The sequence below is a fragment of the Pseudomonas sp. SDI genome (assembly GCF_003105155.1).
Lineage (GTDB): Bacteria > Pseudomonadota > Gammaproteobacteria > Pseudomonadales > Pseudomonadaceae > Aquipseudomonas.
On the sequence record NZ_QETK01000003.1, the window covers coordinates 164,538 to 189,062 of the forward strand.

Below are 24,525 nucleotides of genomic sequence, written 5' to 3' on the forward strand. Positions count from 1 at the left end.
TCAGTTCCCTTTGCTCAGGCCAGTGGCGTGGTCATCGTGGTCGTCGGCAGCCGACAGCGGTCGTGCAGGCGTACGTTGCTGGCCTGGGCCACCGGGGTTGGTTTCTTCGCCTTCGCCGGTTTTCGGCCCTTTGCGCACCAGGCGCATCATGTAGCCAAGGCCCGCGCCAAACAGCGCGAAGTACACCACCACGAACATCACCAGGGTCAGCCCCAGCTGCGTGTAGCTGTGCGACGAGACACCGTCGGCGGTACGCATCAGGCCATACACCACCCACGGTTGACGGCCGATTTCGGTGGTGAACCAGCCGGCGAGAATCGCAATCAGGCCGGATGGGCCCATCCACAAGGTCAGGTAGAGGAACGGCCGCGAGCTGTACAGCGTGCCGCGCTTGCGCAGCCAGACGCTCCACAGACCCACCGCGATCATCAGCATGCCCAGGCCGACCATGACCCGGAACGACCAGAAGACGATGGTCGAGTTAGGCCGGTCTTCTGGCGGGAAATCCTTCATGGCCGGGACCTGCTTGTCCAGGCTGTGGGTCAGGATCAGGCTGCCCAGCGCCGGAATCTCCAGTTTGAAGTGGGTGGTTTCGTTCTTCATGTCGGGGATGCCAAACAGGATCAGCGGGGTCGGCTCCTCGCCGACGTTTTCCCAGTGGCCTTCGATGGCGGCAATTTTCACCGGCTGGTGCTTGAGCGTGTTGAGCCCATGGAAGTCGCCGATTACCGCTTGTACCGGGGCGACGATCAGGGCCATCCACATGGCCATCGAGAGCATCTTGCGGATCGCCGGGTTGTCGCGCCCGCGCAGCAGGTGCCAGGCCGCCGAAGCGCCGACGAAGAACGCGGTGGCCACGAACGCGGCAGTGGCCATATGCGCCAGGCGGTACGGGAACGACGGGTTGAAGATCACCGCGAACCAGTCCACCGGGATCACCCGGCCATCGACGATTTCGTAACCTTGCGGGGTCTGCATCCAGCTGTTGGAGGCCAGGATCCAGAAGGTCGAGACCAGCGTACCGATCGCCACCATGACCGTGGCGAAGAAGTGCAGGCGGCGCCCGACACGGTTCCAGCCAAACAGCATGACGCCGAGGAAGCCCGCCTCAAGGAAGAACGCCGTCAGTACTTCATAGGTCAGCAACGGCCCGGTAACCGAACCGGCGAAATCGGAGAACTTGCTCCAGTTGGTACCAAACTGGTAGGCCATGACCAGCCCGGATACCACGCCCATGCCGAAGTTGACCGCAAAGATCTTCGACCAGAAATGGTAGAGATCGCGGTAGACGCTGTTATGGGTTTTGAGCCACAGGCCTTCGAGCACCGCAAGGTAACTCGCCAGGCCAATGGTGATGGCCGGGAACAGGATGTGAAAGGACACGGTAAACGCGAACTGGATTCGGGCGAGATCTAGAGCCTCTAATCCGAACATAGTGCTTCCTCTGTCAGGTGGTAATCCGGCGTCAGGGCTCGGGCCTTGGCGCCAACTGCCCCCACGTTGAGCGAGTGCGGCAAGTTGGAATTGTTCTGAAACTTCAAATCGCAGGGAATTCGGCCGTCCGGCCAACCGTTGCAAATGGAACAGTTGCAATTACAACTATTGATCCAGATCAACCGCTGACTGAAAGAATAGTCCTGAATGCCCCGACCAGTTGTGTGGTCGATTGCCGCACGGCCCCATTACCGTCCCTCTTTCCCAAGACTGAATAGCCTGCGCCGGCCATTTACAGCACGAAGGTCATCTGCCGTTCGAAGCCGGCCTGCCCCCGAAACCCGGGGCCGGTGTCGACCCAGCCCTGGCGTCGATAGAGACTCAAGGCCGCCTGGTTTTCCCCGGCCACCGACAGCTGCAAGCAGCGAACCTCTGGCCACATCTCCCGCACATGGGCCGCCAAGGCTGTCAGGAAGAAGCGCCCGAGCCCCCGCCGCTGCTGCGCCTCATCGACCTGCAGCGCCTGTATGATCGCTGCGTCAGTTCGGGCCCAGTACGGCAAGAGCGCACCGCGGCGCAGCAACATGAAGGCCTGCGGGGTCGCGTCCACCAGCAGCGCCAGCCCGCAGATATCCGCCGACTGCGTCGTGTTCAGGGTGTGCAGCGCGCTGTCGATGGTGCCCGCGTAACGCTGCTGAGCAGGCGGCAGCGTGATGCCCCTAAGCTGTGCAATTTGTGCAGGGGTCAGCGCGTTATAGTTCAGCAGGTACAAAGCCATGAGTCTTCTCGGGCCGGGAGGCGAAGCGCAGAGTCTCTCAGAAAAGCCAGGCACACCGCGCCCAACGGGCGGGTATCGAGCGTAAACGTACACCCAGCCGCAGCCTTGCTGATATGATGCGCGGCTTTTTTCCGGCCCAAGGAAAATCCACAGCCGCCCGGTACGGTCTGTGCTTTGCTAATTGGGTCGAACACAACAACGGCGCCACCGCGCGCCACGGGGAGCGGGCATGCTGGAAAGGCTGTTTCAACTAAGAGCACACAACACCAATGTGCGCACCGAGATTCTCGCGGGCGTCACGACCTTCCTGGCCATGGCCTATATCCTGTTCGTCAACCCGAGCATCCTCGGCGAAACCGGCATGGACAAGGGCGCGATCTTCGTCGCCACCTGCCTGGCCGCCGCCATTGGCTCGACCGTAATGGGCCTGATCGCCAACTACCCGATCGCCCTGGCGCCGGGCATGGGCCTGAACGCCTTCTTCACCTACACCGTGGTCCTGCACATGGGCCACACCTGGCAGGTGGCACTGGGTGCGGTGTTCATCTCCGCCGTGCTGTTCTTCCTGCTGTCGATCTTCAAAATCCGCGAATGGATCGTCAACAGCATCCCGCTGCCGTTGCGCTCGGCGATTGCCGCCGGTATCGGCCTGTTCCTGGCACTGATTGCCCTGAACAACGCCGGCATCGTCGTCGATAACAAGGCCACCCTGGTGGGCCTGGGCGACCTCAAGCAACCGGCGCCAATCCTCGCCACCCTGGGCTTCTTCCTGATTGTCGCGCTCGAAGCGCTGAAGGTCCGTGGTGCCGTGCTGATCGGAATCCTCGCCGTCACCGTGGCCTCCATCGCCCTGGGCGTGACCACGTTCGGCGGGATCATGTCGATGCCGCCTTCGTTGGCCCCGACCTTCCTGCAACTGGACATAAAGGGCGCGCTGGACATCGGTCTGGTCAGCGTGATCTTCGCCTTCCTGTTCGTCGACCTGTTCGACAACTCCGGCACCCTGATCGGCGTCGCCAAGCGCGCCGGCCTGATGGGTAAAGACGGCCACATGCCGAAAATGGGCCGCGCGCTGATCGCCGACAGCACCGCGGCCATGGCCGGTTCGCTGCTGGGCACCTCGACCACCACCAGCTACATCGAGTCGGCTGCCGGCGTGAGTGCCGGCGGACGTACCGGGCTGACCGCCATCGTCGTGGCCATCCTGTTCCTCCTGGCGCTGTTCTTCGCGCCGCTGGCCGGTAGCGTGCCCGCCTTCGCAACCGCCCCGGCACTGCTGTTCGTCGCCGTGTTGATGGCCTCGGGCCTGGCCGAAATAAACTGGGACGACGTCACCGAAGCGGCGCCGGTGGTGATCACCGCCCTGGCCATGCCGCTGACCTACTCGATTGCCAACGGCATCGCCTTCGGCTTCATTTCCTGGACGGTGATCAAACTGATCTCCGGACGTGGCCGCGACCTGAACATGGCGCTGGTGATCCTGTCGATCCTGTTCGTCGTCAAACTGGGCTGGTTCAACGCATGAGTGCTGTTCTCGATCCTTCCTCCTACAGCGCGCAGCTGGACGCCAAGGTCCAGCGCCTGCGCGAGCTGCTGGCGCCGTTCGCGGCGCCCGAGCCGGCGGTGTTCGACTCGCCGCGCGAGCACTACCGCCTGCGCGCCGAGTTCCGCCTGTGGCGCGAGAACGAGCAGCGCTTCTACGCGATGTTCGCCCCCGGCGAGAAACACACGCCAATCCTCATCGAAGACTTCCCGATTGCCAGCCTGCGCATCAATGAACTGATGCCCAAGCTCAAGGCCGCCTGGATGGCGAGTTCGGCGCTGAGCTTCAAGCTGTTCCAGGTGGAGTTCCTCACCACCCTGGCCGGCGACGCGATGATCACCCTGTGCTACCACCGGCCGCTGGACGAGCACTGGGAGGCGGCCGCGCAGCAACTGGCCAGCGACCTGGGCGTGAGCATCATCGGTCGCTCCAAAGGCAAGCGTGTGGTGATCGGCCGCGATTACGCGGTCGAGGAACTGCAAGTCGCCGGGCGGACCTTCCGCTACCGCCAGCCGGAAGGCGCCTTCACCCAGCCCAACGGCACGGTGAACCAGAAGATGCTGAACTGGGCGTACGAGGCGCTCGGCCAGCGTGACGACGACCTGCTGGAGCTGTACTGCGGCAACGGCAACTTCACCCTGCCGCTGGCGACCCGTGTGCGCAAGGTGCTGGCGACCGAGATCAGCAAGACCTCGGTGAACGCGGCACTGCACAACCTCGACGACAATGCGCTGGATAACGTGCGGCTGGTGCGCCTGTCGGCCGAAGAGCTGACCGAGGCACTGAACGAGGTGCGGCCGTTCCGCCGGCTGGAAGGGATCGACCTGAAGAGCTACCAATTCGGCAGCGTGTTCGTCGACCCGCCACGGGCCGGCATGGACCCGGACACCTGCGAGCTGACCCGGCGCTTCGACAACATCCTGTACATCTCCTGCAACCCGGAGACCCTGGCAGCCAACATCGCCCAGTTGCACGACACCCATCGGGTCGAGCGCTGTGCATTGTTTGACCAGTTCCCGTATACCCACCATATGGAGAGTGGGGTGTTGCTGGTGCGGCGGTGAAGCTATCACGGGACGAGCCCGCGCCCACAGAACAGCGCCATGCCCTGCTGTGGGAGCGGGCTCGTCCCGGGATCAGGCGCTGAAGCCCGAACACATCAACAACGGCACCAGCTGATCCTCATCGGTCAACGCGCCATGGTGTCCGCGCCACTGGCTGGCATGCGTCTCCAGCTCGCTTCGGACAATCCCGCCACGCCCGGTCGGCACCACGATCAATTGACCGATGCGCGCCTCGGCCTGGCTCAGCATCACGTCGCCGAACAAGCCGCTGGCAATCGCCTGGGACTTGCTCAACACCAGGTAATCGTCGCCCAGGCTGTTCTGCCAGCGCTCATGCACGCGGTCCTGCTGCTCGATGCGGGTGTACAGGTAACGCGCGCGAATATCCCCGGTAAGTGCCCACACACCTTCCTGCAATGCCGGCTCACTGTCGAAATCGCGCACCCGCGCCGGGTCGAGATCGACCATGCCGTGATCGGCAATCGCCATCAGCGTGGCCGACTCCGGCAGCCGCTCGGCAATCGCGCGCGCCAACTGGTCGGCAACTTCCAGCTGCTTGAGCCAGGCCGGCGAGCCCGGCCCGAACACATGCCCGGCAAAATCCAGGTCGTCAAAATAGGCAAAGCAGAACGCCGGCCCTTCCACCGCCAGGGCATCCTGCACCAGCGCCGGGTAAGCGTCGTAGGCCGGCGCCGCGAGGATCCGCGCCGAGCGGTAGATCGCCTTGGTGAAGGCTGAATCGGCATAGCGGCCGAGCATCACCGTGCTCACCGCAATGCCCTGATCGCGGGCCTGGGTCCAGGCCGTCTGCGGCACGATGAACGACTCCGGCGGTGGCGCCGGCGGGGCCACCACGCCGGCCTGCAGCGACGTGCTGGTCCAGGACAGCGGCGACAGCTCGACGTGCTCGTCGAGCATAAAGCTGCAGCCGACGATCCCGTGCGCGCCACTGCCCATTCCCGAGCTCAGGGCTGCCAGGCTCGACGCCGTGGTGGCCGGGAAACCGACCTTGAAATGACCGTCGGGCTGCATCAGCGAAGCCAGAAACGGTGCGTGCTGCGCATGCGCCTGCAACAGGTTCCAGCCCAGCCCGTCGAGCAGCAGCAGGCAGGTGGAGGCCGAACGATCCAGGTGAAATGCGTTGCGAAAGCCCTGCCCGCCCAAGCCGGAAAAAATCGACTGGGTCAGGCTCGCCAGCCCCGGCCAGGTCGCATCCATCAGACGCCTCTCATTCAACTGCGCAGCCATGTTGCCCTCCATGCTCAGGTGCAAATCACAAGGTTTAGCACAGGCCGTTCGATCAGCGAGCAGAAATGCCAGCACGTGGGGCGCAGCGGCCGATTGCGCATGGCAACTGCGGGGGGAGTGAGAAGCGCATCGTGGGACGATTCGTCCCGCGACAGGGCCGTCAAGCCTGAAGGTATTTCAACACCGATTCGCAAATCATCTGCCGATGCCGCGCCTTGACCTCGGCATCGTCGAACTCGACCTGGAAGATTTCGCCAAAGGTGTGCCGATTCGACACCCGGTAGAAGCAGAACGAGCTGATCAGCAGGTGCACATCCAGCGGGTCCAGCCCCTGGCGGAACAGCCCGTCTTGCGCCCCACGCTCAAGCACTTCGCCCAGCGCACCGAGCACGCTCTTGTTCATCGAGCGGATCGCCGACGACTGTTTCACATACTCGCCGCAGAGCATGTTCTCGTTGCACACGATACGTACGAAGTCGCTGTTGCGGTCATGGTGATCGAACGTGAATTCCACCAGCCGGCGGATGCCCTCGCACGGCGCCAGCTCGGCCAGTTGCAGGCTGCTTTCAGTGCTGCGGATATCGCCGTAGAGTTTTTCCAGCACCTCGACGTACAACTGCTCCTTGCTGTTGAAGTAGTAATAGATCATCCGCTTGGAGGTCTGCGTGCGTTCGGCGATAGCGTCCACCCTGGCACCCGCCAGCCCTTGCTGGACGAACTCGCTGATCGCCGCCTGCAGAATGCTCTCGCGGGTCTTTTCCGGGTTGTTCTTGCGGCCCTTGCGCGGCATTGCTTCAGGTGCCACGTTGAGCGCTGGAGTTGTCGTCATTACGGGACTCACGACCATCGGTTAACGCGACGATTATGGGCCCCGGGTCCAACTTAAGAAAGCCTTGCAGGCGACAGGCACTTAGCGCGTTGCAGGCCGCCGCTGCGGCGCCGGGTTGTTGCAGGCGCAGGCGATACGGTGCATGCCTGGCGCAGGTCCTCCGACCGCGAGGGCGAACTCAGAAGTCGAAGAACACCGTCTCCCCATCGCCCTGGATGCGGATATCGAAGCGGTACGCCAACTTGCCGTTCAGCTCACAGCGCCTCGCCACCAGCGTCTCGCGCCGTTGCGGTTGCTCGATCAGGTTCAGCACCGGACACTGGCCGTTCGCCTCGGCCTGGTCATCGAAGTAGATCCGCGTCTGCAGATGAATGTTGATCCCGCGGGCAAACAGACTCACATTGATGTGCGGCGCCATTGGCACCCCGGCGGCATTCTTCACCACCCCGGGCTTCACCGTGTGCAACGTCCACTCCCCGGCATCGAAGGTGGTCGCGGTGCGTCCGAAGCTGTTGAACGGCTTCTCCTGGTTGTAATCGTCGTGGTACTGCCCGGCCGCATCGGCCTGCCAGAACTCCAGGAACGAATCGCGCACCAGGTGGCCATTGCCGTCATACACATTGCCAAACAGCACGATGTGCTCGCCCGGCGCATCGCTGCGGGCCATCTGGTTCCAGATCTCCTGGTCGCGGCTCGGGTTGCCCGCCGCGTCCAGCGCCAGGCCAATGTGCACATACGGGCCGGCCGTCTGCGAAGGGGTTTCCGGCAACAGTTCGATAGGCATCTGAACGCTCCTCAGCAGTGTTCGAAGTGAGTCTTGCGCTGGCCGCGCAAGACGATGTCGAAGCGATAAGCCAGGCAATCCATCGGGTTGCCGTTACTCAGGTCGAGCCGCGCGATCAGGCGCTGTACTGCCTCGGGGTTGGCAATCGACTTGACGATCGGGCACAACGGAATCAGCGGGTCGCCCTCGAAATACAACTGGGTAATCAGCCGCGTGGCAATCGACGGACCGCTCACCGACACGTGGATATGCGCCGGCCGCCAGTCGTTCGGGCCATTGCGCCAGGGGTACGGGCCCGGCTTGATGGTACGGAAGCGGTAATAGCCGTCACTGTCGGTCAAGGCCCGGCCCACGCCGCCGAAGTTCGGGTCAAGCGGTGCCAGGTAACGGTCGTGCTTGTGCCGGTAGCGGCCACCGGCGTTGGCCTGCCAGATCTCCACCAGCGTATGCGGGACCGGCTTGCCATACTGGTCGCAGACCCGCCCGGCGACAATGATGCGCTCGCCGATCGGCAAGCCACCGTTATTGAAGTTGAGCAGCAGGTCATGGTCGTGCTGGCCGAACTTCAGGTGGGAAAAGTCCGGGCCGCTGCTTTCGCTGATCGACTGCGGGATGCTCACCAGCGCCTGGCGCGGCGAGCGGGCAATGGAGGTCTTGTAGGCCGGGGTGAAGGCTTGCGGATGCCAGTTCCGATCACGAATCGCGAAACGACTGCTGTCTGTTGCAGGCATGCCGTTCTCCTCTTATTGGATGTTGGAAGCGCCCGGGCAAACCGGGCGGGTGGCTGAGTGTCCAACAGCCCGGTCGCGGCGAATACTGAAAAGAACGCTGCCATTCATATCCAGATGGTTATGGATAGCGTACAAGCCGACGCGGATAATCGCCGTCGACTAACCTTTATCTTCACCAACGAAAGCCCAGGAGAATTTCCATGCAATGGCGAAAAGGCAGGCGCAGCGACAACGTGGTCGACGCCCGTGGCGACAGTCCCGGCGGCGGTGGCATGCGTTTTGGCGGCGGCAAGGGCCTGACCCTGGGTGCAGTGGTGCTGATTGTCGGGATTGGCCTGCTCACTGGCCAGGACCCGATGCAGATCCTCGGCCAGTTGGCTGGGCAGATGGGCCAGCAAAGCGCCCCGCTCAGCCCGCAAACCCGCACCGCGCCACCGGCCAACGACCAGCAGGCGGAGTTCGTGCGCAGCATCCTCGGCGACACCGAAGACACCTGGCAGGCGATCTTCGCCCAGGCCGGCAAAACCTATAAGGACCCGACCCTGATCCTGTTCAGCGGCCAGGTCAGCTCAGCCTGCGGTTACGCCACTTCGGCCACCGGCCCGTTCTATTGCCCGGCCGACCAGCGCGTGTACCTCGACATGGGCTTCTTCAAGGAAATGGAGCAACGCTTCGCCGCCGCCGGCGACTTCGCCCAGGCCTACGTGATCGCGCATGAGATCGGCCACCACGTGCAAACCCTGCTCGGCGTTTCGGCCAAGGTCCAGGCCGCGCGGCAGAACGGCCAGAAGATGGAAGGCGATAATGGCTTGCTGGTCCGCCAGGAGTTGCAGGCCGACTGCCTGGCCGGGGTCTGGGCCTATCAGGCGCAGCAACGCCACAATTGGCTGGAAGCCGGCGATGTCGAGGAGGCGCTGAACGCCGCCAACGCTATCGGCGACGACCGCTTGCAGCAGCAGGGTCAGGGCCGCGTGGTGCCGGATTCGTTCACCCACGGCACCTCGGCGCAGCGCGTGCGCTGGTTCAAGACCGGCTTCGCCGACGGCCAGATCAACCAGTGCGACACCTTCGGCGCAAAAAATCTGTAAATCCCTTCTCCCGAGCCGCAACCGTCTAGGTTGCGGCTCGCGCCACACGTTGTTGATCGTTTTTGTCGGAATTGCTGAAAAAGCGTTTCAGCTCTGCGCCGAGCCGCCGATAACTGCTGCTGAAGAAGGCTGGCCTCCAACAAAAAGAACCTTCCAGCGACCTACGATCAAGAGAGCACAAACTTCCTGGAGGGATACATGAATAGCTGGTTTGCGAACCTCAGCGTGAACTTGAAACTGGGCCTGGGCTTCGGCCTGGTACTGGTATTGACCGGCCTGCTGGCCCTGACTGGCTGGACCAGCCTGGGCAGCCTGATCGACCGCAGCAACTGGATGAGCGACATCACCCAGCTCAACAGCGACCTGACCAACCTGCGCGTGGCGCGCCTGCAATACATGCTGACCAATGGTGACGACGCCAGCGCCGGCAATGTCCAGGTCAAGCTCAACGCCTTCAGCGAACAGCAGCAGAAACTGGTCAAGAGCTTCAAGAGCCCGGAGAACGTCAAGCTGCTCCAGGAGCAGGGCAAGACCATCGGCGAGTACCAGGTTTCGCTGAGCAAGATGCGCACCGGCTACCGCACCACCCTCGCCGCTCGCGAAGCGATGAACGTCGCTGCCAGCCGCGCCATCGAACTGATCGAAGCGATCAACCGCGACGTCCTGGCCCTGCCGGAAGACGACGCACGGCGCCTGGAGCAATACAAGGCCGCCACCGGCGCCAAAGAGCAACTGCTGATGGTGCGCCTGGAAGTGCGCGGCTACATCGCCGACATCAGCGCGCAAACCGAACAGGCCGCGCTGCGCCAGCTGGACAACGCCCTGGCCGACATCCGCACCTTGGCCGAACACCTGCCGAGTGAGGCGCCGCGTATCAAGCAGTTCGAAGAGGCCGTGCTGGCCTACCGTGACGCCGTGCGCCAGTTCAAGGACGCCACTGCCGACATCGCCGTGGCCCGGGCCGAAATGACCGTGCAAGGTGCCGACATCGTCAAGCGCAGCGACCAGCTGTACCAGATCCAGCTGGAGCGTCGCGACAACGAAAGCGCTCAGGCCCGTACCCTGCAAACCATCAGCACCCTGCTGGCACTGCTGGTTGGCGTGCTGGCCGCCGTGATTATCACCCGTCAGATCACCCGCCCGCTGCGCGAAACCATGGCGGTGGTCGAGAAGATCGCTGCTGGCGACCTGACCCACGAGCTGCGGGTGACCCGTCGCGACGAAATGGGTGTGCTGCAACAGGGCATCCAACGCATGGGCAGCACCCTGCGCGAGCTGATCAGCGGCATTCGCGATGGCGTCACGCAGATTGCCAGCGCGGCCGAAGAACTGTCGGCGGTTACCGAGGAAACCAGCGCCGGGGTCAACAGCCAGAAGATCGAGACCGATCAGGTGGCGACCGCGATGCATGAAATGGCCGCGACCGTGCAGGAAGTGGCGCGCAATGCCGAGCACGCGTCCGAAGCCGCAACCGACGCCGACAGCCAGGCGCGTGCCGGCGACCAGGTGGTGGCCGAAGCGATTGCGCAGATCGAGCGTCTGGCCATCGAGGTCAACCGTTCCACCGAGGCCATGGGCCAGCTGCAACAGGAAAGCCAGAAGATCGGCAGCGTCATGGACGTGATCAAGTCGGTGGCCGAGCAGACCAACCTGCTGGCCTTGAACGCAGCCATCGAGGCGGCACGGGCCGGTGAAGCCGGGCGTGGTTTCGCCGTGGTGGCCGACGAGGTTCGCGGGCTGGCGCAGCGCACGCAGAAGTCCACCGAAGAGATCGAAGAACTGGTGGCGGGCTTGCAGAGCGGCACTCAGCAGGTGGCCAACGTCATGCTCGGCAGCCGTGCGCTGACCGACAGCAGCGTCGAGCTGACGCGCAAGGCCGGCGCTTCGCTGGAGAACATCACCCGGGTGGTGTCGAACATCCAGTCGATGAACCAGCAGATTGCGGCAGCGGCGGAACAGCAGAGCGCGGTGGCCGAGCAGATCAGCCGCAGCATCGTCAATGTGCGCGATGTGTCGGAGCAGACGGCGGCGGCGAGCGACGAGACGGCCGCGTCGAGTGTCGAGCTGGCGCGGTTGGGTAACCAGTTGCAGATGATGGTCAGCCACTTCCGCGTCTAACCCGGTCGCCGGCAAGGCCGGCTCCTCCAAGGAGCTGGCCTTGTCGGCGATGCCAACAACGCTTACTTAACGACCTGCCCCACCCCACGCCCACGTGGGTCCGAAGCCGTCTCCAGCGCCGTGCCATTGACCCGGATCGCCTGGATATCGCCCATCTCCCAGCCCTGGTCCTCCAAGGTGTAGCCCATCTTCTTCAGCTCTTGTGCCACCTCACCGGTCAGCGGTGCATAGGCATCGAAGTAGATGGTGTCCTTGGGCAACAACTGGTGATGCACACGCTGCGCCGCCACCGCTTTTTCCAGTGGCAGATTGTAGTCATACAGGTTGTTCAGCACCTGGAAGATCGAGGTAAAGATCCGCGAGCCACCCGGCGTGCCCAGCACCAGCGTCACCTGCCCATCGCGGGTCACCAGGCTCGGGCTCATCGACGAGAGCATGCGCTTGCCCGGCTCGATGGCATTGGCATCGCCCCCCACCACGCCAAAGGCGTTGGCCACCCCCGGCTTGGAGCTGAAGTCGTCCATCTCGTCGTTGAGCAGGAAGCCCGCGCCCTTGACCACCACACCGCTGCCATAGTCCCAGTTCAGGGTGTAGGTGTTGCTCACCGCGTTACCCTGCTTGTCGACGATGGAGAAGTGCGTGGTCTGGTGCGGCTCCAGGCCCGGACGGACCTTCTCGGTTTCCGAAATCGCCTTGGCATTGACCTCCTGCGCACGCTTGGCCAGGTAGTCCTTGGCAATCAACTGCTGCACCGGCACCTTGGAAAACGCCGGGTCGCCCAGGTAGTCGGCGCGGTCGGCAAACACCCGCTTCTCGATCTCCGCCAGCAGGTGGATATAGCGCGCCGAGTTCAGCTCCACGCCCTTGAAGTCCGCCGCGCGGTTCTCCTTGATACCCAGCAACTGCGCCAGGGCGATCCCGCCCGAGCTTGGCAGCGGCGCGGTATAGACCACGTTGCCGCGCCACTCGATGGCCATCGGGTCGCGCCACACGGCCTTGTAGTCCTTCAGGTCGTCCTTGCTGATCAGGCCCTTGTCGGCCTGCATCTGCGCCACCAGCAGGTCGGCGGTCTTGCCCTGGTAGAACTCGCTGACGCCCTTGTCGGCGATGCGCTCCAGGGTTTGCGCCAGCTCGGGCTGCTTGAAGGTCTCGCCAACTTTCATGCTGCCGAAGTAGTCGTTGAAGTTGGTGCTGTCCTTGAACAGGCCCTGGGCGTCTTCGCGGTACTGGTACTGCTTGGCGGCGATCTTGAAGCCGTTTTTCGCGTAGCCCACCGCTGGCGTCAGCAGCTCGGCCCAGGGCAGCTTGCCGAATTTCTGGTGCGCCTCCCACAAGCCCATCACCGTGCCCGGCACACCGGCTGCACGGGAACCGACCAGGCTGAGGTTCTCGATGATCTCGCCCTTTTCGTCCAGGTACATGTTACGGCTGGCGGCTTTCGGGGCGACCTCGCGGTAGTCGAGGAAGTACGGCTTGCCGTCCATGTACAAGGTCATGAAGCCGCCACCGCCGATGTTGCCGGCTTCGGGGTAGGTCACGGCCAGGGTGAACGCAGTAGCGACTGCGGCGTCCACCGCGTTGCCGCCTTTTTTCAGGATATCGGCGGCAACCTGTGCACCATATTGATCGGGGGCGGCGACCGCGCCACCGTCGAGGGTCACGGCAAAAGCCGAGGAACTGGCGGCAATCGCCACACTCAGGGTCAGGGCCCGGAACATCACAACGCGCATGACTGCTTCCTTGGTGTTGTTTTCGTTGAACAGCCATTAAGGCGCATGTCCGACGACTTATCAAACACCTGATGTCAACAGCCCCGATTTCAACAGGCGTAGGTGAGCAGCTTGTGCTGGATGAAATCGAGGAAACACTGGATGCGCAGCGCCAACTGCGAGTTGCGGTAGTACACCGCATGAATCGGTTGCCGGTAGCCACTGTTGGCCTCGCCGAGCAGCACTTGCAGGCGCCCGGCGCGGACGTCCTCGTGGGTCATGAAGTGCGCCAGGCAGCAGATGCCCTCACCGGCCAGCGCCAGCTCGCGAATGGTTTCGCCGCTGGAGGCATTCAGGCTCGGACGGACATGCAGACGGTCGCCTTCGGCATGCCGCAGCGGCCAGTGGTTGAGGTGCTCCAGCTGGGTGAAGCCGATCAGGCTGTGACTGGCCAGGTCTTCGACCCGTTGCGGGGTGCCATGGCGCTCCAGGTAGGCCGGGCTGGCGAGGATGCTCAACGGGCAGCAGCCCAGCGGCCGCGCGTGCAGACTGGAGTCGCTCAGCTCACCAATGCGGATGGCCACGTCGGTGCTCTGTTCGAGCAGGTCGATGATCAGGTCGTTGGTGTTCAACTCCAGCTGGATCTGCGGGTACAACGCGCGGAACTCACCGACCCAGGGCACGATCGAGTGCAGCATGAACGGCAACGCCGCGTTGATCCGCAGCCGCCCCGACGGCGTCTGGCGATGCATCGACAGGTGCTCTTCGAGCTCGTCCATCTGCGCCAGGATCGCCTTGGCCCGCGCGAAGAAAAACCGCCCTTCCTCGGTCAGGTCCATGCGCCGCGTGGTGCGGTTGATCAAGGTGGTGCCGAGCTTGGCCTCAAGCTTGGACAGCGTGCGGCTGATCGCCGACGGCGTTTGCCCGCCCTGCTCGGCCGCGGCGGAAATCGAGCCGCACTCGATCACCGCGACGAACACCTGCAATTCATCGGACCTGGCTTTCACGGTTGACCTCTGGTTTGGCAAACAGCCGTGATAGATAGCCGCTGCGCAGCGCCGGCGCAAGCACCGATCACGCCGCAGTCTGGAAAACCTGCGCCAGATGCTGCTCGTAAGCGGCCACGGCCGCCGGAACGTTCGGCCGTTTCATCACGTCGCTGGCCAGGTAGGTCGGCAGGCCACTCATGCCGAGGAACTGGTTAGCCTTGTGGAACGGGAAGTACACGGCGTCCACGCCCTTGCCTTCGAAGAAGTCGCTGGGGTCGTCGAAGGCTTGCTGCGGGGCGTTCCAGGTCAGCGAGAGCATGTACTGCTTGCCCTGGATCAGGCCGCCGCTGCCGTACTTCTGCGAGGCGTCGGAACGGGTCCGGCCGTCGCTGGCATAGAGGCTGCCGTGGCCGGCGGTGAATACTTCGTCGAGGTACTGCTTGACGGTCCAGGGCGCGCCCATCCACCAGCCGGGCATCTGGTAGATCACCACGTCGGCCCAGAGGAATTTCGCCACCTCTTCGGCAACGTCATAACCGCCGTCGATAAAGCTGGTTTTAACGTCGAAGCCGGCGCGGTCGAGGAACGCCACGGCGGTGTCGTGCAGGGTTTCGTTCAGGCGACCATCGGAGTGGGCGAATTGTTTACCGCCGTTGAGCAACAGGACCTTTTTCATCGTTTGCCTCGTAATCTGCGCTGCGCTCCGGGGTGGCGGGTACGCCGTGACGGGAGCGGATCAATGTGGATGGCGGCAGATTAGAGACATTGGCGGCACGGAAACACCGCTGGCGAGGCAAAAGGCTTTTGACCAAAAGGCACAAATAGAACGCATATTATTGAAATAAAATCAGCCACATCATCCACACGAGGTGCCCCCATGAGCGAACCCTACGGCTTCATTCTCAAAGCCAAGACCCGCCCGGAGAAGGCCGAGGCCTTCGAAGCACTGTTCCGTGCCTACGTCGAACCGAGCCGCGCCGAACCGGGTTGCATCGAGTACCACATGCTGCGCGACAAGGAAGACCCGAGCCTGTTCGTGTTCTACGAAGTCTGGGCGAGCAAGGCCGCGCTCGACGTGCACTCGGCGCTGCCACACATGGTCGCGTTCTTCGCCCAGCGCTTCGATTACCTGGAGCACGACTTCGCTATCCAGCCGGTCGAGATGCTCAGCGCATCGTCCGCTAACCGTTAAGCAACAGCTGCGCGCCGAGCAGTGCCAGGCCGATGAAGAAGCAGCGCTTGAACAGCGCCGCACTGATGCGCTGGCGCAGCCTCTGGCCGAGCAACAGGCCCAGCAACGCCGGCGCCAGCACCAGCAGCGAGGCGCCCAGCGCCTGCCCGCCGAGTGCGCCCTGCGCGGCCAGACCGATAGCCAGGGCGAGGGTCGACACACTGAACGACAGGCCCAGCGCCTGGATCATTTCCTCGCGGCTCAGCCCCAGGCTTTGCAGGTAGGGCACCGCCGGGATCACGAACACCCCGGTGGCCGCCGTCACCAGCCCGGTAAGCAGGCCGCACAGCGGCCCCAGCCAGACTTCCCGCCCAGGCTTGAGCTGTACGCTGGGCAGGTACAGCCCATACAGCGCGTACACCAGTAACGCGCCGCCCAGCGCGTGCGCGGCCCAGGCGCCGCTGCTGATGCCAAGCCAGGCGCTGCCGAGCACGGTGCCCAGGAAGATCGTCGCCAGCATCGGCCAGAGCCTGCGCAACAGCGCCAGCAGGTGCCCACCGTTGGCCAGTTGCCAGAGGTTGGTCAGCGCCGAGGGCACGATCAGCAGCGCCGCAGCCTGCGCCGGCGCCATAGCCAGGCCGAGCAGGCCCATGGCAATGGTCGGCAGGCCAAGGCCGATCACGCCCTTCACCGCGCCGGCCAGCAAGAAGGTGAGTAGCACCAGCAGCGTCAATGCTGGGCCGATGTCCTGATAGAAACCGATGAATGTCGTCATGGGCCTATCCTGCACCGGCTGCGTTCGCCTGAACATTCGCCATATACTCAGCCAGACTCTTTCCAGGACAGAGGCTGATGCATTTCGACCTGATCGACCTTCGTCTGTTTCTGCACACCGTCGAGTGCGGCAACATCACCGCCGGTGCGCAGCGCAGTTACCTGTCGTTGCCTGCCGCGAGCGCGCGTATCCGGGCCATGGAAAGCTCGCTGGGGGTGGCGCTGCTGGAGCGCAACCGCCGTGGCGTGCTGCCGACCCCGGCCGGCCAGGCGCTGGTCAATCACGCGCGGCAGATCGGCCAGCAGGTCGAGCGCCTGCAGTTCGACCTGGCACAGTACGCGCAAGGCTTGCAGGGCCAGGTGCGGCTACTGTGCAACACCTCGTCGCTGACCGAGTACCTGCCGGAGCAGGTCGCCGACTTTCTCGCTGCCCATCCGGGCATCGATGTGGATATTCAGGAGCTGCCGAGCCTGCGCATCGTGCATGCCTTGAGCCAGGGCGTGGCGGACCTGGGCATCGTCTCCGACGCAGTGCCCACCGACCACCTGCAAACCCTGGCCTTTCGCGACGACCCGCTGATGCTGATCATGGCCCCGGAGCATGCGCTGGCCACGGTCGAGCAGCCGGAATTCGTCCAGACCCTGCAGCACGGTTACGTCGGCCTCGCGGCGAACAGTGCGCTGGCGCTGCATGTCGAGGAGCAGGCCTTGCACCAGGGCCGGCGAATGCAGGTGCGGGTGCGCGCCGAGGGCTTTGACGGGGTGATCCGCATGGTCGCGCGTGGGGCTGGGCTGGGCATCGTGCCGTTGGCCGCAGTACGCCGCTGGCAGGGGCTGTTGCCGCTGCACAGCGTCGCCTTGCACGAGCCCTGGGCGGACCGCCGCTTGCTGCTCTGCTCACGGGATTTCGCCGCCTTGCCGGGGCAGGCGCGGGCCTTGCTGGAAGTGCTGCTGGCGCGCAAGTAGCGTGCTGGGTAAGTGGGAATACTGTCACTTCCAGGAAGGCTACTGCGTGATCACCCCGGATGGGCAGGTGCCGATCGATTTGCGCGCGGGACCTGGGAGGTGGTGGAGACGATGCACAAGTATTTTGTATTCGCCTGAAAAAGCATCGCGGGACGAGCCCGCTCCCACAGAATACTGAGGTGCTCTTGTGGGAGCGGGCTCGCCCCGCGATAAGGCCAGCCCAAACAAATCTATTACTCAGCCTTGCGATAGCCCTCGACAATCGCCGAGAAATCCTTGCCGCCGTCGCCACGCAAGCTCATCGCCTGGTACAACTGCTGCGCCAGCGCCCCAAGGATCACCGGCTGATGCGCCTGCCGTGCGGCCTCGGTGGCCAGCCCGAGGTCCTTGAGCATCAACTCCGCGCCAAAGCCCCCGGTATAGCCACGCGAAGCCGGCGCCGTTTCGACGATCCCCGGCCAGGGGTTGTAGGTATCCGAACTCCAGCAGCGCCCGGTCGAGCTGTTGATGATGCCGGCCAGCACCTGGGTGTCGATGCCCAGCGCATTGCCCAGGGCCATTGCCTCCGACACCCCGATCATCGAGATCCCCAGCAGCAGGTTGTTGCAGATCTTGGCGATCTGCCCGGTGCCCACCTCGCCGCAATGGACGATATTGCGGCCCATCTGCGCCAGCACCGGTTGCAAGCTGGCAAACAGGCTTTCGCTGGCGCCGACCATGAAGGTCAGCGTGCCCGCCTGCGCGCCACCGGTGCCGCCGGACACCGGCGCATCGCCCATGTCGACGCCCTGCTTGGCCGCGGCCGCGGAAACGTCGCGGGCGGTCTGCGGGTCGATGGTCGAGCAATCCACCACCGGCGTGCCGGCTTTGACCCCGGCCAGCACGCCGTCATCGTTCAAGTACACGCTGCGCACATGCGCCGCCGCCGGCAGCATGGTAATCACCAGCTCGCTGGCCGCAGCGGCGGCTTTCGGCGAGGCACTGACCTGCGCGCCGAGTTCGCCAAGCTCGGCCAGCACCGTCTGGTTCAGGTCGAACAGGTTCAGCGCATGGCCGGCCTTGATCAGGTTGCGCGCCATCGGCGCACCCATGTTGCCCAGCCCGATAAATGCGATACGCATGGTCGACTCCTTAGCGCAGGCTGATGGTAGTGTTCACGCCGTCGTTGACGCTGTCGTCGTCGAACCAGCGGGCCGTGACGGTCTTGGTCTGCGTGTAGAACTGCACTACCTGCTTGCCGTACGGGCCAAGGTCACCGAGCTTGGAGCCACGCGAACCGGTAAAGCTGAAGTACGGCACCGGCACGGGAATCGGGATGTTGATCCCGACCTGGCCGACATCGATCTCGCTCTGGAACTTGCGCGCCGCCGCGCCGCTCTGGGTAAACAGGCCAGTGCCGTTGCCGAACGGGTTGCGGTTGACCAGGGCAATCGCCTCGTCCAGCGTATCGACCTCCAGCACCACCAGCACCGGGCCGAAGATTTCCTGGGTGTAGATCTGCATCTCGGTGGTCACCCCGGAGAACAGGGTCGGGCCCACGAAGTTACCTTGCTCGTAACCCGGCACGCTGACGTCACGGCCGTCCAGTTCCAGCGTGGCGCCTTCACGAATGCCGCTTTCGATCAAGCCAAGCACGCGCTCCTTGGCGCGTTTGGAAATCAGCGGGCCGACATCGGTGCCCGGCTCGTTACCGGCATTCACCTTGAGCTTGGCCGCCAGGTCCTTCAACTCCGGCAGCCACTCGCGGGCCTTGCCCACCAGCACCGCCACCGAGGTGGCCATGCAGCGTTGGCCGGCCGCACCGAAACCGGCACCGACCAGGGCATTGAGGGTTTGCTCGCGGTTGGCGTCCGGCAGCACCACGGCGTGGTTCTTCGCGCCCATCATCGACTGCACGCGCTTGCCGTGCTGGCCGGCAAGGTTGTAGACGTGGGTGCCGACCTCGGTCGAACCCACGAACGAGATTGCCTTGATATCGGTGTGGGTGCACAGCGCATCCACCACCTGCTTGCCACCATGCACCACGTTCAGCACCCCGGCCGGCACTCCGGCTTCCAGCGCCAGCTCGACCAGCAGCATGGTCGACAGCGGGTCCTGCTCGGACGGCTTGAGCACGAAGGTGTTGCCACAGACGATGGCCATCGGGAACATCCACAGCGGGATCATCGCCGGGAAGTTGAACGGGGTGATGCCGGCACACACGCCGATGGGTTGGCGCAGGGTGTAGGTATCAACGCCGCCGGCGACGTTTTCGGCGAACTCGCCCATCTGCAGACTGCCGATCGAACAGGCGTGCTCGACCACTTCCAGGCCACGGAAGATGTCGCCTTCGGCATCGGCAATGGTCTTGCCCTGCTCGGCGCTGAGCACCACGGCGATGCGTTTGGAATGTTCGCGGATCAGCGCCTGCAGCTTGAGCATGATGCGCATGCGCGCGCCGATCGGGGTGTCGCGCCAGGTTTTGAAGGCGCGCTGGCCGGCACTGATCGCGGCGTCGACTTCTTCGGCGGTGGCAAAGGGTACGCGCGCCAGCACCTGCTGGGTGGCCGGGTTGACCACATCGCGCCATTCGCTGGTTTTCGACTCGACCCACTGCCCGTCAATCAGCAGTTTTACCGTGTCGACCTTGGTCTGGTCGGGGCTGAGGGAAGCGTTCATGTAGGGTTCTCCTGGATTTATTGTTAGGGAGAGAAACGCCGACGCGGCAGCCGCGACGGTGCTTGGGTCCTGGGCTGAATTGGAGTATAGATGTGCAAACTTCTAACAAGAACGCACATAAAAGCCGGTCCAACATGCAAAAAAACATCACCTCCCTCGGTGCCCTGAACTGGGACGACCTGAAGTTTTTTCTTGAAGTGGCGCGCACCCGCAAAGCCAGCAGCGCGGCCAAACGCCTGGGCGTGGACTACACGACGGTGTCGCGGCGGATCAGCTCGCTGGAAGTGGCGCTGGGCACCCTGCTGTTCGAGAAGTCGCGGACCAACGGCTTCGTGCTGACGGCCGAGGGGCAGCGCCTGCTGAGTTCCGCCGAGTCGATCGAAAGCACCCTGCACATGGCCTGCGAGCAGGTCTCGGGTTCTGGCGTGGCGTTGTCCGGGCATGTACGCATGGGCTGCACCGAAGGCTTCGGTAGCTTCTTCATCACCCCGCAACTGAGCCATTTCGTCGATGCCTACCCGGCGATCAGCGTGGACATCCTGCCGCTACCGCACTTCATCAGCCTGTCCAAGCGTGAGGCAGACATCGTCATTGCCCTGGAGCGTCCGGAACATGGCCCGTATGTGTGCTGCAAGCTGTGCGACTACCGCCTGCGGCTGTACGCCACCCAGGATTACCTGGACCGCCACGCGCCGATCCGCCAGGTGGCCGACCTGGCCGAGCATCCGTTCATCAGTTATGTCGACGACCTGGCCTTCAGCTCCGAGCTGCTTTACCTGGCCAACCTGCTGCCCAATGCCAGCGCGCACCTGCGCAGCACCAGTGTGATCGCCCAGTTCGTGGCCGCGCAGCAAGGTCGCGGGCTGGCGATTCTGCCGTGTTTCCTGGCCGCGCAGGACCCGCGGCTGGTGCCGGTGCTACCTGAGGACGTGAGTATTACTCGGCAGTTCTGGATGTACTGCCGCGAAGACCTGCGCAAGCTCAAGCGGATCACCCTGTTGTGGGATTACATTCGCCAAGTCACCGAGTTGAACCAGCCACTGTTAATGGGCGAATGCCGTACGCTACGGTTTGCCGATTGCCCAGACTAATGCTTGCGTTGTGCGCCTGCCGAAGTCGAAGCACCTGATATTTCTGTCAGGTGTGGGCACCGCACGCGATGGATTAGCCTTGGCACTCATGGAACCACCTCCCGAGAGGAGCCCCTCATGCCAACCCCACGCCAACCCGCGCCTTTGCGTTACCACTACGACGCCCTCGACCGACTGGCAAGCACGGCACCTGAAAGCCAGCCTGCACAGCAGCGCTTTTATCGCCACGCGCGTCTGTGCACAGAGCTGCAAGGCCTGCTCAAACGCAGCATTTTCGAACACGGCACTCAGCCCTTGGCGCAACGCGCCAATGACGTTTCTCTCCTGGCAACCGATCAGCAGGGCTCGGTGATCGAGGTTAAAGACTCGGCCAGTAACCACGCTATTGCCTATGGGCCCTACGGGTATCACGTCGAGACAGGGCGTGAAGGTCTGCTTGGTTTCAATGGCCAACGGCAAGACCCGCTCACCGGCCACTATCTGCTGGGCAATGGCTATCGCTCACTTATTCCAAGCCTCGGGCGCTTCAACAGCCCCGACAGCTGGAGCCCGTTTGGCCAGGGTGGGCTGAATACCTACGCGTATTGCCAGGGCGACCCGATCAACCGAGCCGACCCCACCGGGCATTTCTCGCTGTCGAAATTATTCAGCCGCCTATTCCGCGGTTCACGTAATACGCGGGCCTCAACGCCAGTCGCTCGGGCCCGGTCCGAAACGCATCTGGGCCAGCCTCACACACTCACGGGTGCCTCGTCCGCACCGAACCTCACGTCAACCACTGGGGCAACGACCCCAGCCCCAAGCCGACCTAATCATTACGTCAAAGGGCCCGTAGCCACAGAAGTGCTGGAAGGGCCAGAGGGAATAATGCAGTTACGCAATACCTTCTATGAGGGCAATCCCGATGCGTTGAAGAACCTTTTGAACCAGCGGCACAAGAAGGGGCTGCCGTTGAACGAAAGACTCTCCCATCCGCACGAAATTCCGCCGCAGCTACCGGGAGGAGCAATGAGCCCGGAACTGAGTTCTGATGTGATGTGGGCGAAGTACCTGTATGGCAACAGCTACAGGGTCAACGGTAAAACGTTCCGAGAAAACATGGAGGCGGTGCGTTACGGCTACACCACGAGCGGCGACATAGTGATGACCAAACCCTACCGAGGACAACATTTGTCCCCGCACACGCGCCTGCCCTTATAGCGGGGTTATTCCGACGCCACCACAATCGACACCCGGCGATTCTCGGTGCGCCCCGCCACAGTATCGTTGCCCGCCGCCGGCTGGCTGCTGCCCAGGCCCTGGACAACAACGTTCTGCGGCTGCATCCCGACCGCCACCAGCACCTTGGCCACACTGTTGGCGCGGCGCACCGACAGTTGCTGGTTATAGGCAGCCTTGCCCGACGAATCGGTATGCCCGTCGACCCGCACACGCTGGATATCCACCGACAGCAGCGCCCTGCCGATGCGTTCGACAATCTCCCGGCTCTGGCTGTTCAACCCATCCAGGTCGCTGCCAAACAATACCTTGCCGGACAAACCGAACGCCCAGCCCTCATCGGTCGGGACAAAGCCTTCGTGCTTGAGTACAGCGATCTGCGCCGGTGTCAGGCCCTTGGGCGGGACCGTCTGGCAGCCAGCCAGCGCAACCAATGCCAGGGCCATGACGAAGACGTGCAAGCGGCGGGTGAAGTGGATCACGGTTCAACTCCTGTTTTTCATGCTAGTCACAGAACGCTCCGCGTCTGCCGTATGCCGTTCAGTTCGCGAATGGCGTTTTGCTTCGTACATGGCGGTATCCGCTGCGTTAAGCAGGTCCGCCGGGGTGTGCCCATCGTTCGGGTAGAACGCCAGGCCGACACTCAACGAGGTCTGTACCGTCTTGCCATCGGCCAGACGCACCGGCAGGCGCATGCTGGCCACGATCTTCTCGGAAATCCGCTGCGCATCCTCACGCGTGTGCAGCGGCGACAACAACACGGCAAACTCATCGCCGCCCAGGCGTGCTACCAGGTCGTTTTCGCGCAACTGCGCACGCACCCGGCTGGCCACCGCGATCAGCACTTCATCGCCCGCCGCATGGCCGTACACATCGTTGACCTGCTTGAAACGGTCGCTGTCGAGAAACAGCACCGCCAGTTGCTCGCCGTGCTTGGCGGCGTTGCGCACACTGCGGCTGAGCCGGCCTTCGAAGAAGGCCCGGTTCGGAAGCCCAGTCAGGCTGTCATGGCTGGCCTGGTGGGCGAGGGTTTCGTTCTCGCTCTGCAGATGGCTTTGCCACACCTCCAGCTCATCAAGCAGGGCGTTGAAGTCGTGGCCCAACGCGTTCAGCTCGGCAATCTGCGTGGGCGGCACGCGCCGCTCGAAACTGCGTTCGCGCCGCGCTGCATGGGCCACGTTGGCCAGGTTGCGCAGCGGCCGGACGATATCGCCGAACAACCGCCGCGACAGGTACAGCGCACTCACCGCGCTGAGCACCGTACACAGCACGATCCCGGCCAGCCCGCTGAGCAGGAAGCGCACCAGGCTGCCGCCCTGGCCGATCAGTTCGATTCGCCCGACCCGCTTGCCCTGGTGCAACACCGGCATGTTGATCGGCTCTTCGAGCAGGGTACGCGCCACCGCACGCTCGATCTGATCGAACACGCCGTCGTTGCTACGCTGCCAGCGCGCCAGCAACTCGCCGTCGTCATCGAAGACCTTGGCATCGGCCACTTCTTCGGTAGAGGCGATCAGCGCCAGGGCTTCGTTGGCCGCACTGCTGTCGTTGAACACCACTGCCGCTTCCACGGTGTAGTTGATCGAGCGGGCAATCAGGTGCAGGTTGTGGTTGGCATAGACACGCAACGCCAGCACGCCAAGCAAGGTCAGCAAGACCCCGGCCAGGCCCACCGCCAGCAGCGCAACGCTGAGGTGCCCACGGCCCAGTGCCGAACGCAGGGTTGGCCGCGCACGACCAGCCTTGCCGAACCCGATCATGGCTGTGTCGCCCGCCGCCGCGACAGTTGCAGCACACTGGGATGAATGCGCACGCCACTGCGCGCCACCGAATCGAGGTTGACCTCGAAGGCCACCTGCTGGTCGCCGACCCGCAGGCAGAACAGGCTACCCACCGTGCACGGGTCGTCCGCCTCGCTGATGCTCAGCACCGGGTGACCATTGAGGGAGGTGAACAGTTGCCCGCGTTCGGTGGCGCTGAGCTTGCCGATATAGACCGCATCGCACTCGCCCAGGATGCGCCGATCGCCCGCCAGCAGGCGCCGCACCAGCATCGGACGGCCGGTTGCCTGGGTGGTGCCCTTGACCAGGTCGTCGGCGTATTCGGTAGGACCGATCAGGCATAAACGCAGTTGTGTCGGCTCGACCGGCCAGCGTGCGTAGCTGAGGATGCCCAGCACCACCTGGGTGACGGCGCTGGCACGGTGTTCGGCGAGGCTGCTGGCCTCGGGCGGCTGGGCCCGGACCAGCGCGGAAAACAGCAACATCAGTGCCGCCAGCAGCATCGGCCTACAACGCATGACTCGTCCCGTTGTAGGGGCGGCGACCTTCAT

General features: G+C 63.7%; 23 protein-coding genes and 1 pseudogene. 9 read left to right on the plus strand and 15 right to left on the minus strand.

Annotated features, from left to right (window positions below):
• Together DCO48_RS03245 and DCO48_RS03250 are read right to left on the minus strand one after the other, a co-directional pair.
• Positions 1 to 1,434, minus strand: coding sequence for a cytochrome ubiquinol oxidase subunit I (locus DCO48_RS03245; RefSeq protein ID WP_116549176.1), 1,434 nt, complete (start codon positions 1,432 to 1,434; stop codon positions 1 to 3).
• A gap of 292 nt (positions 1,435 to 1,726) precedes the next feature.
• Positions 1,727 to 2,212 (minus strand): N-acetyltransferase, encoded by a 486-nt coding sequence (locus DCO48_RS03250; RefSeq protein ID WP_256583955.1) that lies wholly within the window; start codon positions 2,210 to 2,212, stop codon positions 1,727 to 1,729.
• Between the two features lie 229 nt (positions 2,213 to 2,441).
• Between DCO48_RS03250 and DCO48_RS03255 the strand changes: the two genes are divergently transcribed.
• Complete coding sequence (locus tag DCO48_RS03255) at positions 2,442 to 3,737, plus strand: NCS2 family permease (protein ID WP_116549177.1); 1,296 nt, start codon at positions 2,442 to 2,444, stop codon at positions 3,735 to 3,737.
• Positions 3,734 to 4,819 carry a tRNA (uridine(54)-C5)-methyltransferase TrmA gene (gene trmA / locus DCO48_RS03260; protein WP_116549178.1) on the plus strand — a complete coding sequence of 362 codons (1,086 nt, stop codon included), beginning with the start codon at positions 3,734 to 3,736 and terminating at the stop codon, positions 4,817 to 4,819. The genes DCO48_RS03255 and trmA overlap by 4 nt, the downstream gene beginning before the upstream one ends.
• Before the next feature lie 72 nt (positions 4,820 to 4,891).
• Here trmA and DCO48_RS03265 read toward each other — a convergent pair whose 3' ends face one another.
• From DCO48_RS03265 to pcaH, 4 genes are all read right to left on the minus strand, one after another.
• Positions 4,892 to 6,037, minus strand: a complete 1,146-nt coding sequence (locus tag DCO48_RS03265; RefSeq protein WP_256583956.1) for an alkaline phosphatase family protein — start codon at positions 6,035 to 6,037, stop codon at positions 4,892 to 4,894.
• A 190-nt stretch (positions 6,038 to 6,227) separates the two neighbouring features.
• Positions 6,228 to 6,896: a TetR family transcriptional regulator gene (locus DCO48_RS03270; protein WP_116549180.1), complete on the minus strand. Its 669-nt coding sequence runs from the start codon at positions 6,894 to 6,896 to the stop codon at positions 6,228 to 6,230.
• A gap of 178 nt (positions 6,897 to 7,074) precedes the next feature.
• Complete coding sequence (gene pcaG, locus DCO48_RS03275) at positions 7,075 to 7,680, minus strand: protocatechuate 3,4-dioxygenase subunit alpha (RefSeq protein WP_116549181.1); 606 nt, start codon at positions 7,678 to 7,680, stop codon at positions 7,075 to 7,077.
• Between the two features lie 11 nt (positions 7,681 to 7,691).
• The gene (gene pcaH, locus DCO48_RS03280) at positions 7,692 to 8,411 is read right to left on the minus strand and encodes a protocatechuate 3,4-dioxygenase subunit beta (protein WP_116549182.1); all 720 of its coding nucleotides are present in this window, start codon (positions 8,409 to 8,411) and stop codon (positions 7,692 to 7,694) included.
• Positions 8,412 to 8,611: 200 nt separating this feature from the next.
• On the opposite strand from pcaH, the gene DCO48_RS03285 reads away from it, so the two are divergent.
• Both DCO48_RS03285 and DCO48_RS03290 read left to right on the plus strand, forming a co-directional pair.
• The gene (locus DCO48_RS03285) at positions 8,612 to 9,499 is read left to right on the plus strand and encodes a neutral zinc metallopeptidase (protein WP_116549183.1); all 888 of its coding nucleotides are present in this window, start codon (positions 8,612 to 8,614) and stop codon (positions 9,497 to 9,499) included.
• 198 nt (positions 9,500 to 9,697) lie between these two features.
• The gene (locus tag DCO48_RS03290; protein ID WP_116549184.1) at positions 9,698 to 11,617 is read left to right on the plus strand and encodes a methyl-accepting chemotaxis protein; all 1,920 of its coding nucleotides are present in this window, start codon (positions 9,698 to 9,700) and stop codon (positions 11,615 to 11,617) included.
• A 62-nt stretch (positions 11,618 to 11,679) separates the two neighbouring features.
• On the opposite strand, the gene ggt is transcribed toward DCO48_RS03290, so the two are convergent.
• The 3 genes from ggt to DCO48_RS03305 form a co-directional block, all read right to left on the minus strand.
• On the minus strand, positions 11,680 to 13,347 hold the full coding sequence (ggt, locus tag DCO48_RS03295) for a gamma-glutamyltransferase (RefSeq protein ID WP_116549185.1): 1,668 nt from the start codon (positions 13,345 to 13,347) through the stop codon (positions 11,680 to 11,682).
• A gap of 89 nt (positions 13,348 to 13,436) precedes the next feature.
• The gene (locus tag DCO48_RS03300) at positions 13,437 to 14,333 is read right to left on the minus strand and encodes a LysR family transcriptional regulator (protein ID WP_116549186.1); all 897 of its coding nucleotides are present in this window, start codon (positions 14,331 to 14,333) and stop codon (positions 13,437 to 13,439) included.
• A gap of 67 nt (positions 14,334 to 14,400) precedes the next feature.
• A complete protein-coding gene (locus tag DCO48_RS03305; protein WP_116549187.1) occupies positions 14,401 to 14,991 on the minus strand; it encodes an NAD(P)H-dependent oxidoreductase in 591 nt (196 codons plus the stop codon).
• 201 nt (positions 14,992 to 15,192) lie between these two features.
• Here DCO48_RS03305 and DCO48_RS03310 point away from each other — a divergent pair, with 201 nt between their 5' ends.
• Complete coding sequence (locus DCO48_RS03310) at positions 15,193 to 15,507, plus strand: putative quinol monooxygenase (protein WP_116549188.1); 315 nt, start codon at positions 15,193 to 15,195, stop codon at positions 15,505 to 15,507.
• Here the strand turns inward: DCO48_RS03310 and DCO48_RS03315 are convergent.
• Entirely contained in the window at positions 15,497 to 16,261 is a 765-nt protein-coding gene (locus DCO48_RS03315) for a sulfite exporter TauE/SafE family protein (RefSeq protein ID WP_116549189.1), read from the minus strand. The genes DCO48_RS03310 and DCO48_RS03315 overlap by 11 nt on opposite strands.
• A gap of 77 nt (positions 16,262 to 16,338) precedes the next feature.
• On the opposite strand from DCO48_RS03315, the gene DCO48_RS03320 reads away from it, so the two are divergent.
• The gene (locus tag DCO48_RS03320) at positions 16,339 to 17,226 is read left to right on the plus strand and encodes a LysR substrate-binding domain-containing protein (RefSeq protein WP_116549190.1); all 888 of its coding nucleotides are present in this window, start codon (positions 16,339 to 16,341) and stop codon (positions 17,224 to 17,226) included.
• A 10-nt stretch (positions 17,227 to 17,236) separates the two neighbouring features.
• A pseudogene (locus DCO48_RS03325) lies at positions 17,237 to 17,364 on the plus strand (cupin); the annotation flags it as partial.
• A 95-nt stretch (positions 17,365 to 17,459) separates the two neighbouring features.
• On the opposite strand, the gene mmsB reads toward DCO48_RS03325, so the two are convergent.
• Entirely contained in the window at positions 17,460 to 18,347 is an 888-nt protein-coding gene (mmsB, locus tag DCO48_RS03330; RefSeq protein WP_116549191.1) for a 3-hydroxyisobutyrate dehydrogenase, read from the minus strand.
• A gap of 10 nt (positions 18,348 to 18,357) precedes the next feature.
• On the minus strand, positions 18,358 to 19,884 hold the full coding sequence (locus tag DCO48_RS03335) for a CoA-acylating methylmalonate-semialdehyde dehydrogenase (RefSeq protein ID WP_116549192.1): 1,527 nt from the start codon (positions 19,882 to 19,884) through the stop codon (positions 18,358 to 18,360).
• Positions 19,885 to 20,018: 134 nt separating this feature from the next.
• On the opposite strand from DCO48_RS03335, the gene DCO48_RS03340 reads away from it, so the two are divergent.
• Both DCO48_RS03340 and DCO48_RS03345 read left to right on the plus strand, forming a co-directional pair.
• Positions 20,019 to 20,975: a LysR family transcriptional regulator gene (locus DCO48_RS03340; RefSeq protein WP_116549193.1), complete on the plus strand. Its 957-nt coding sequence runs from the start codon at positions 20,019 to 20,021 to the stop codon at positions 20,973 to 20,975.
• A 117-nt stretch (positions 20,976 to 21,092) separates the two neighbouring features.
• The gene (locus DCO48_RS03345; protein ID WP_116549194.1) at positions 21,093 to 22,175 is read left to right on the plus strand and encodes an RHS repeat-associated core domain-containing protein; all 1,083 of its coding nucleotides are present in this window, start codon (positions 21,093 to 21,095) and stop codon (positions 22,173 to 22,175) included.
• Between the two features lie 5 nt (positions 22,176 to 22,180).
• Here the strand turns inward: DCO48_RS03345 and DCO48_RS03350 are convergent, their stop codons facing one another.
• The 3 genes from DCO48_RS03350 to DCO48_RS03360 are packed head-to-tail and all read right to left on the minus strand — an operon-like array spanning position 22,181 to position 24,525.
• Positions 22,181 to 22,639, minus strand: coding sequence for an OmpA family protein (locus tag DCO48_RS03350; protein ID WP_116549208.1), 459 nt, complete (start codon positions 22,637 to 22,639; stop codon positions 22,181 to 22,183).
• Positions 22,640 to 22,678: 39 nt separating this feature from the next.
• On the minus strand, positions 22,679 to 23,953 hold the full coding sequence (locus tag DCO48_RS03355; protein WP_116549195.1) for a diguanylate cyclase domain-containing protein: 1,275 nt from the start codon (positions 23,951 to 23,953) through the stop codon (positions 22,679 to 22,681).
• Complete coding sequence (locus DCO48_RS03360) at positions 23,950 to 24,525, minus strand: YfiR family protein (RefSeq protein WP_116549196.1); 576 nt, start codon at positions 24,523 to 24,525, stop codon at positions 23,950 to 23,952. Before DCO48_RS03360 ends, DCO48_RS03355 begins: the two co-directional genes overlap by 4 nt.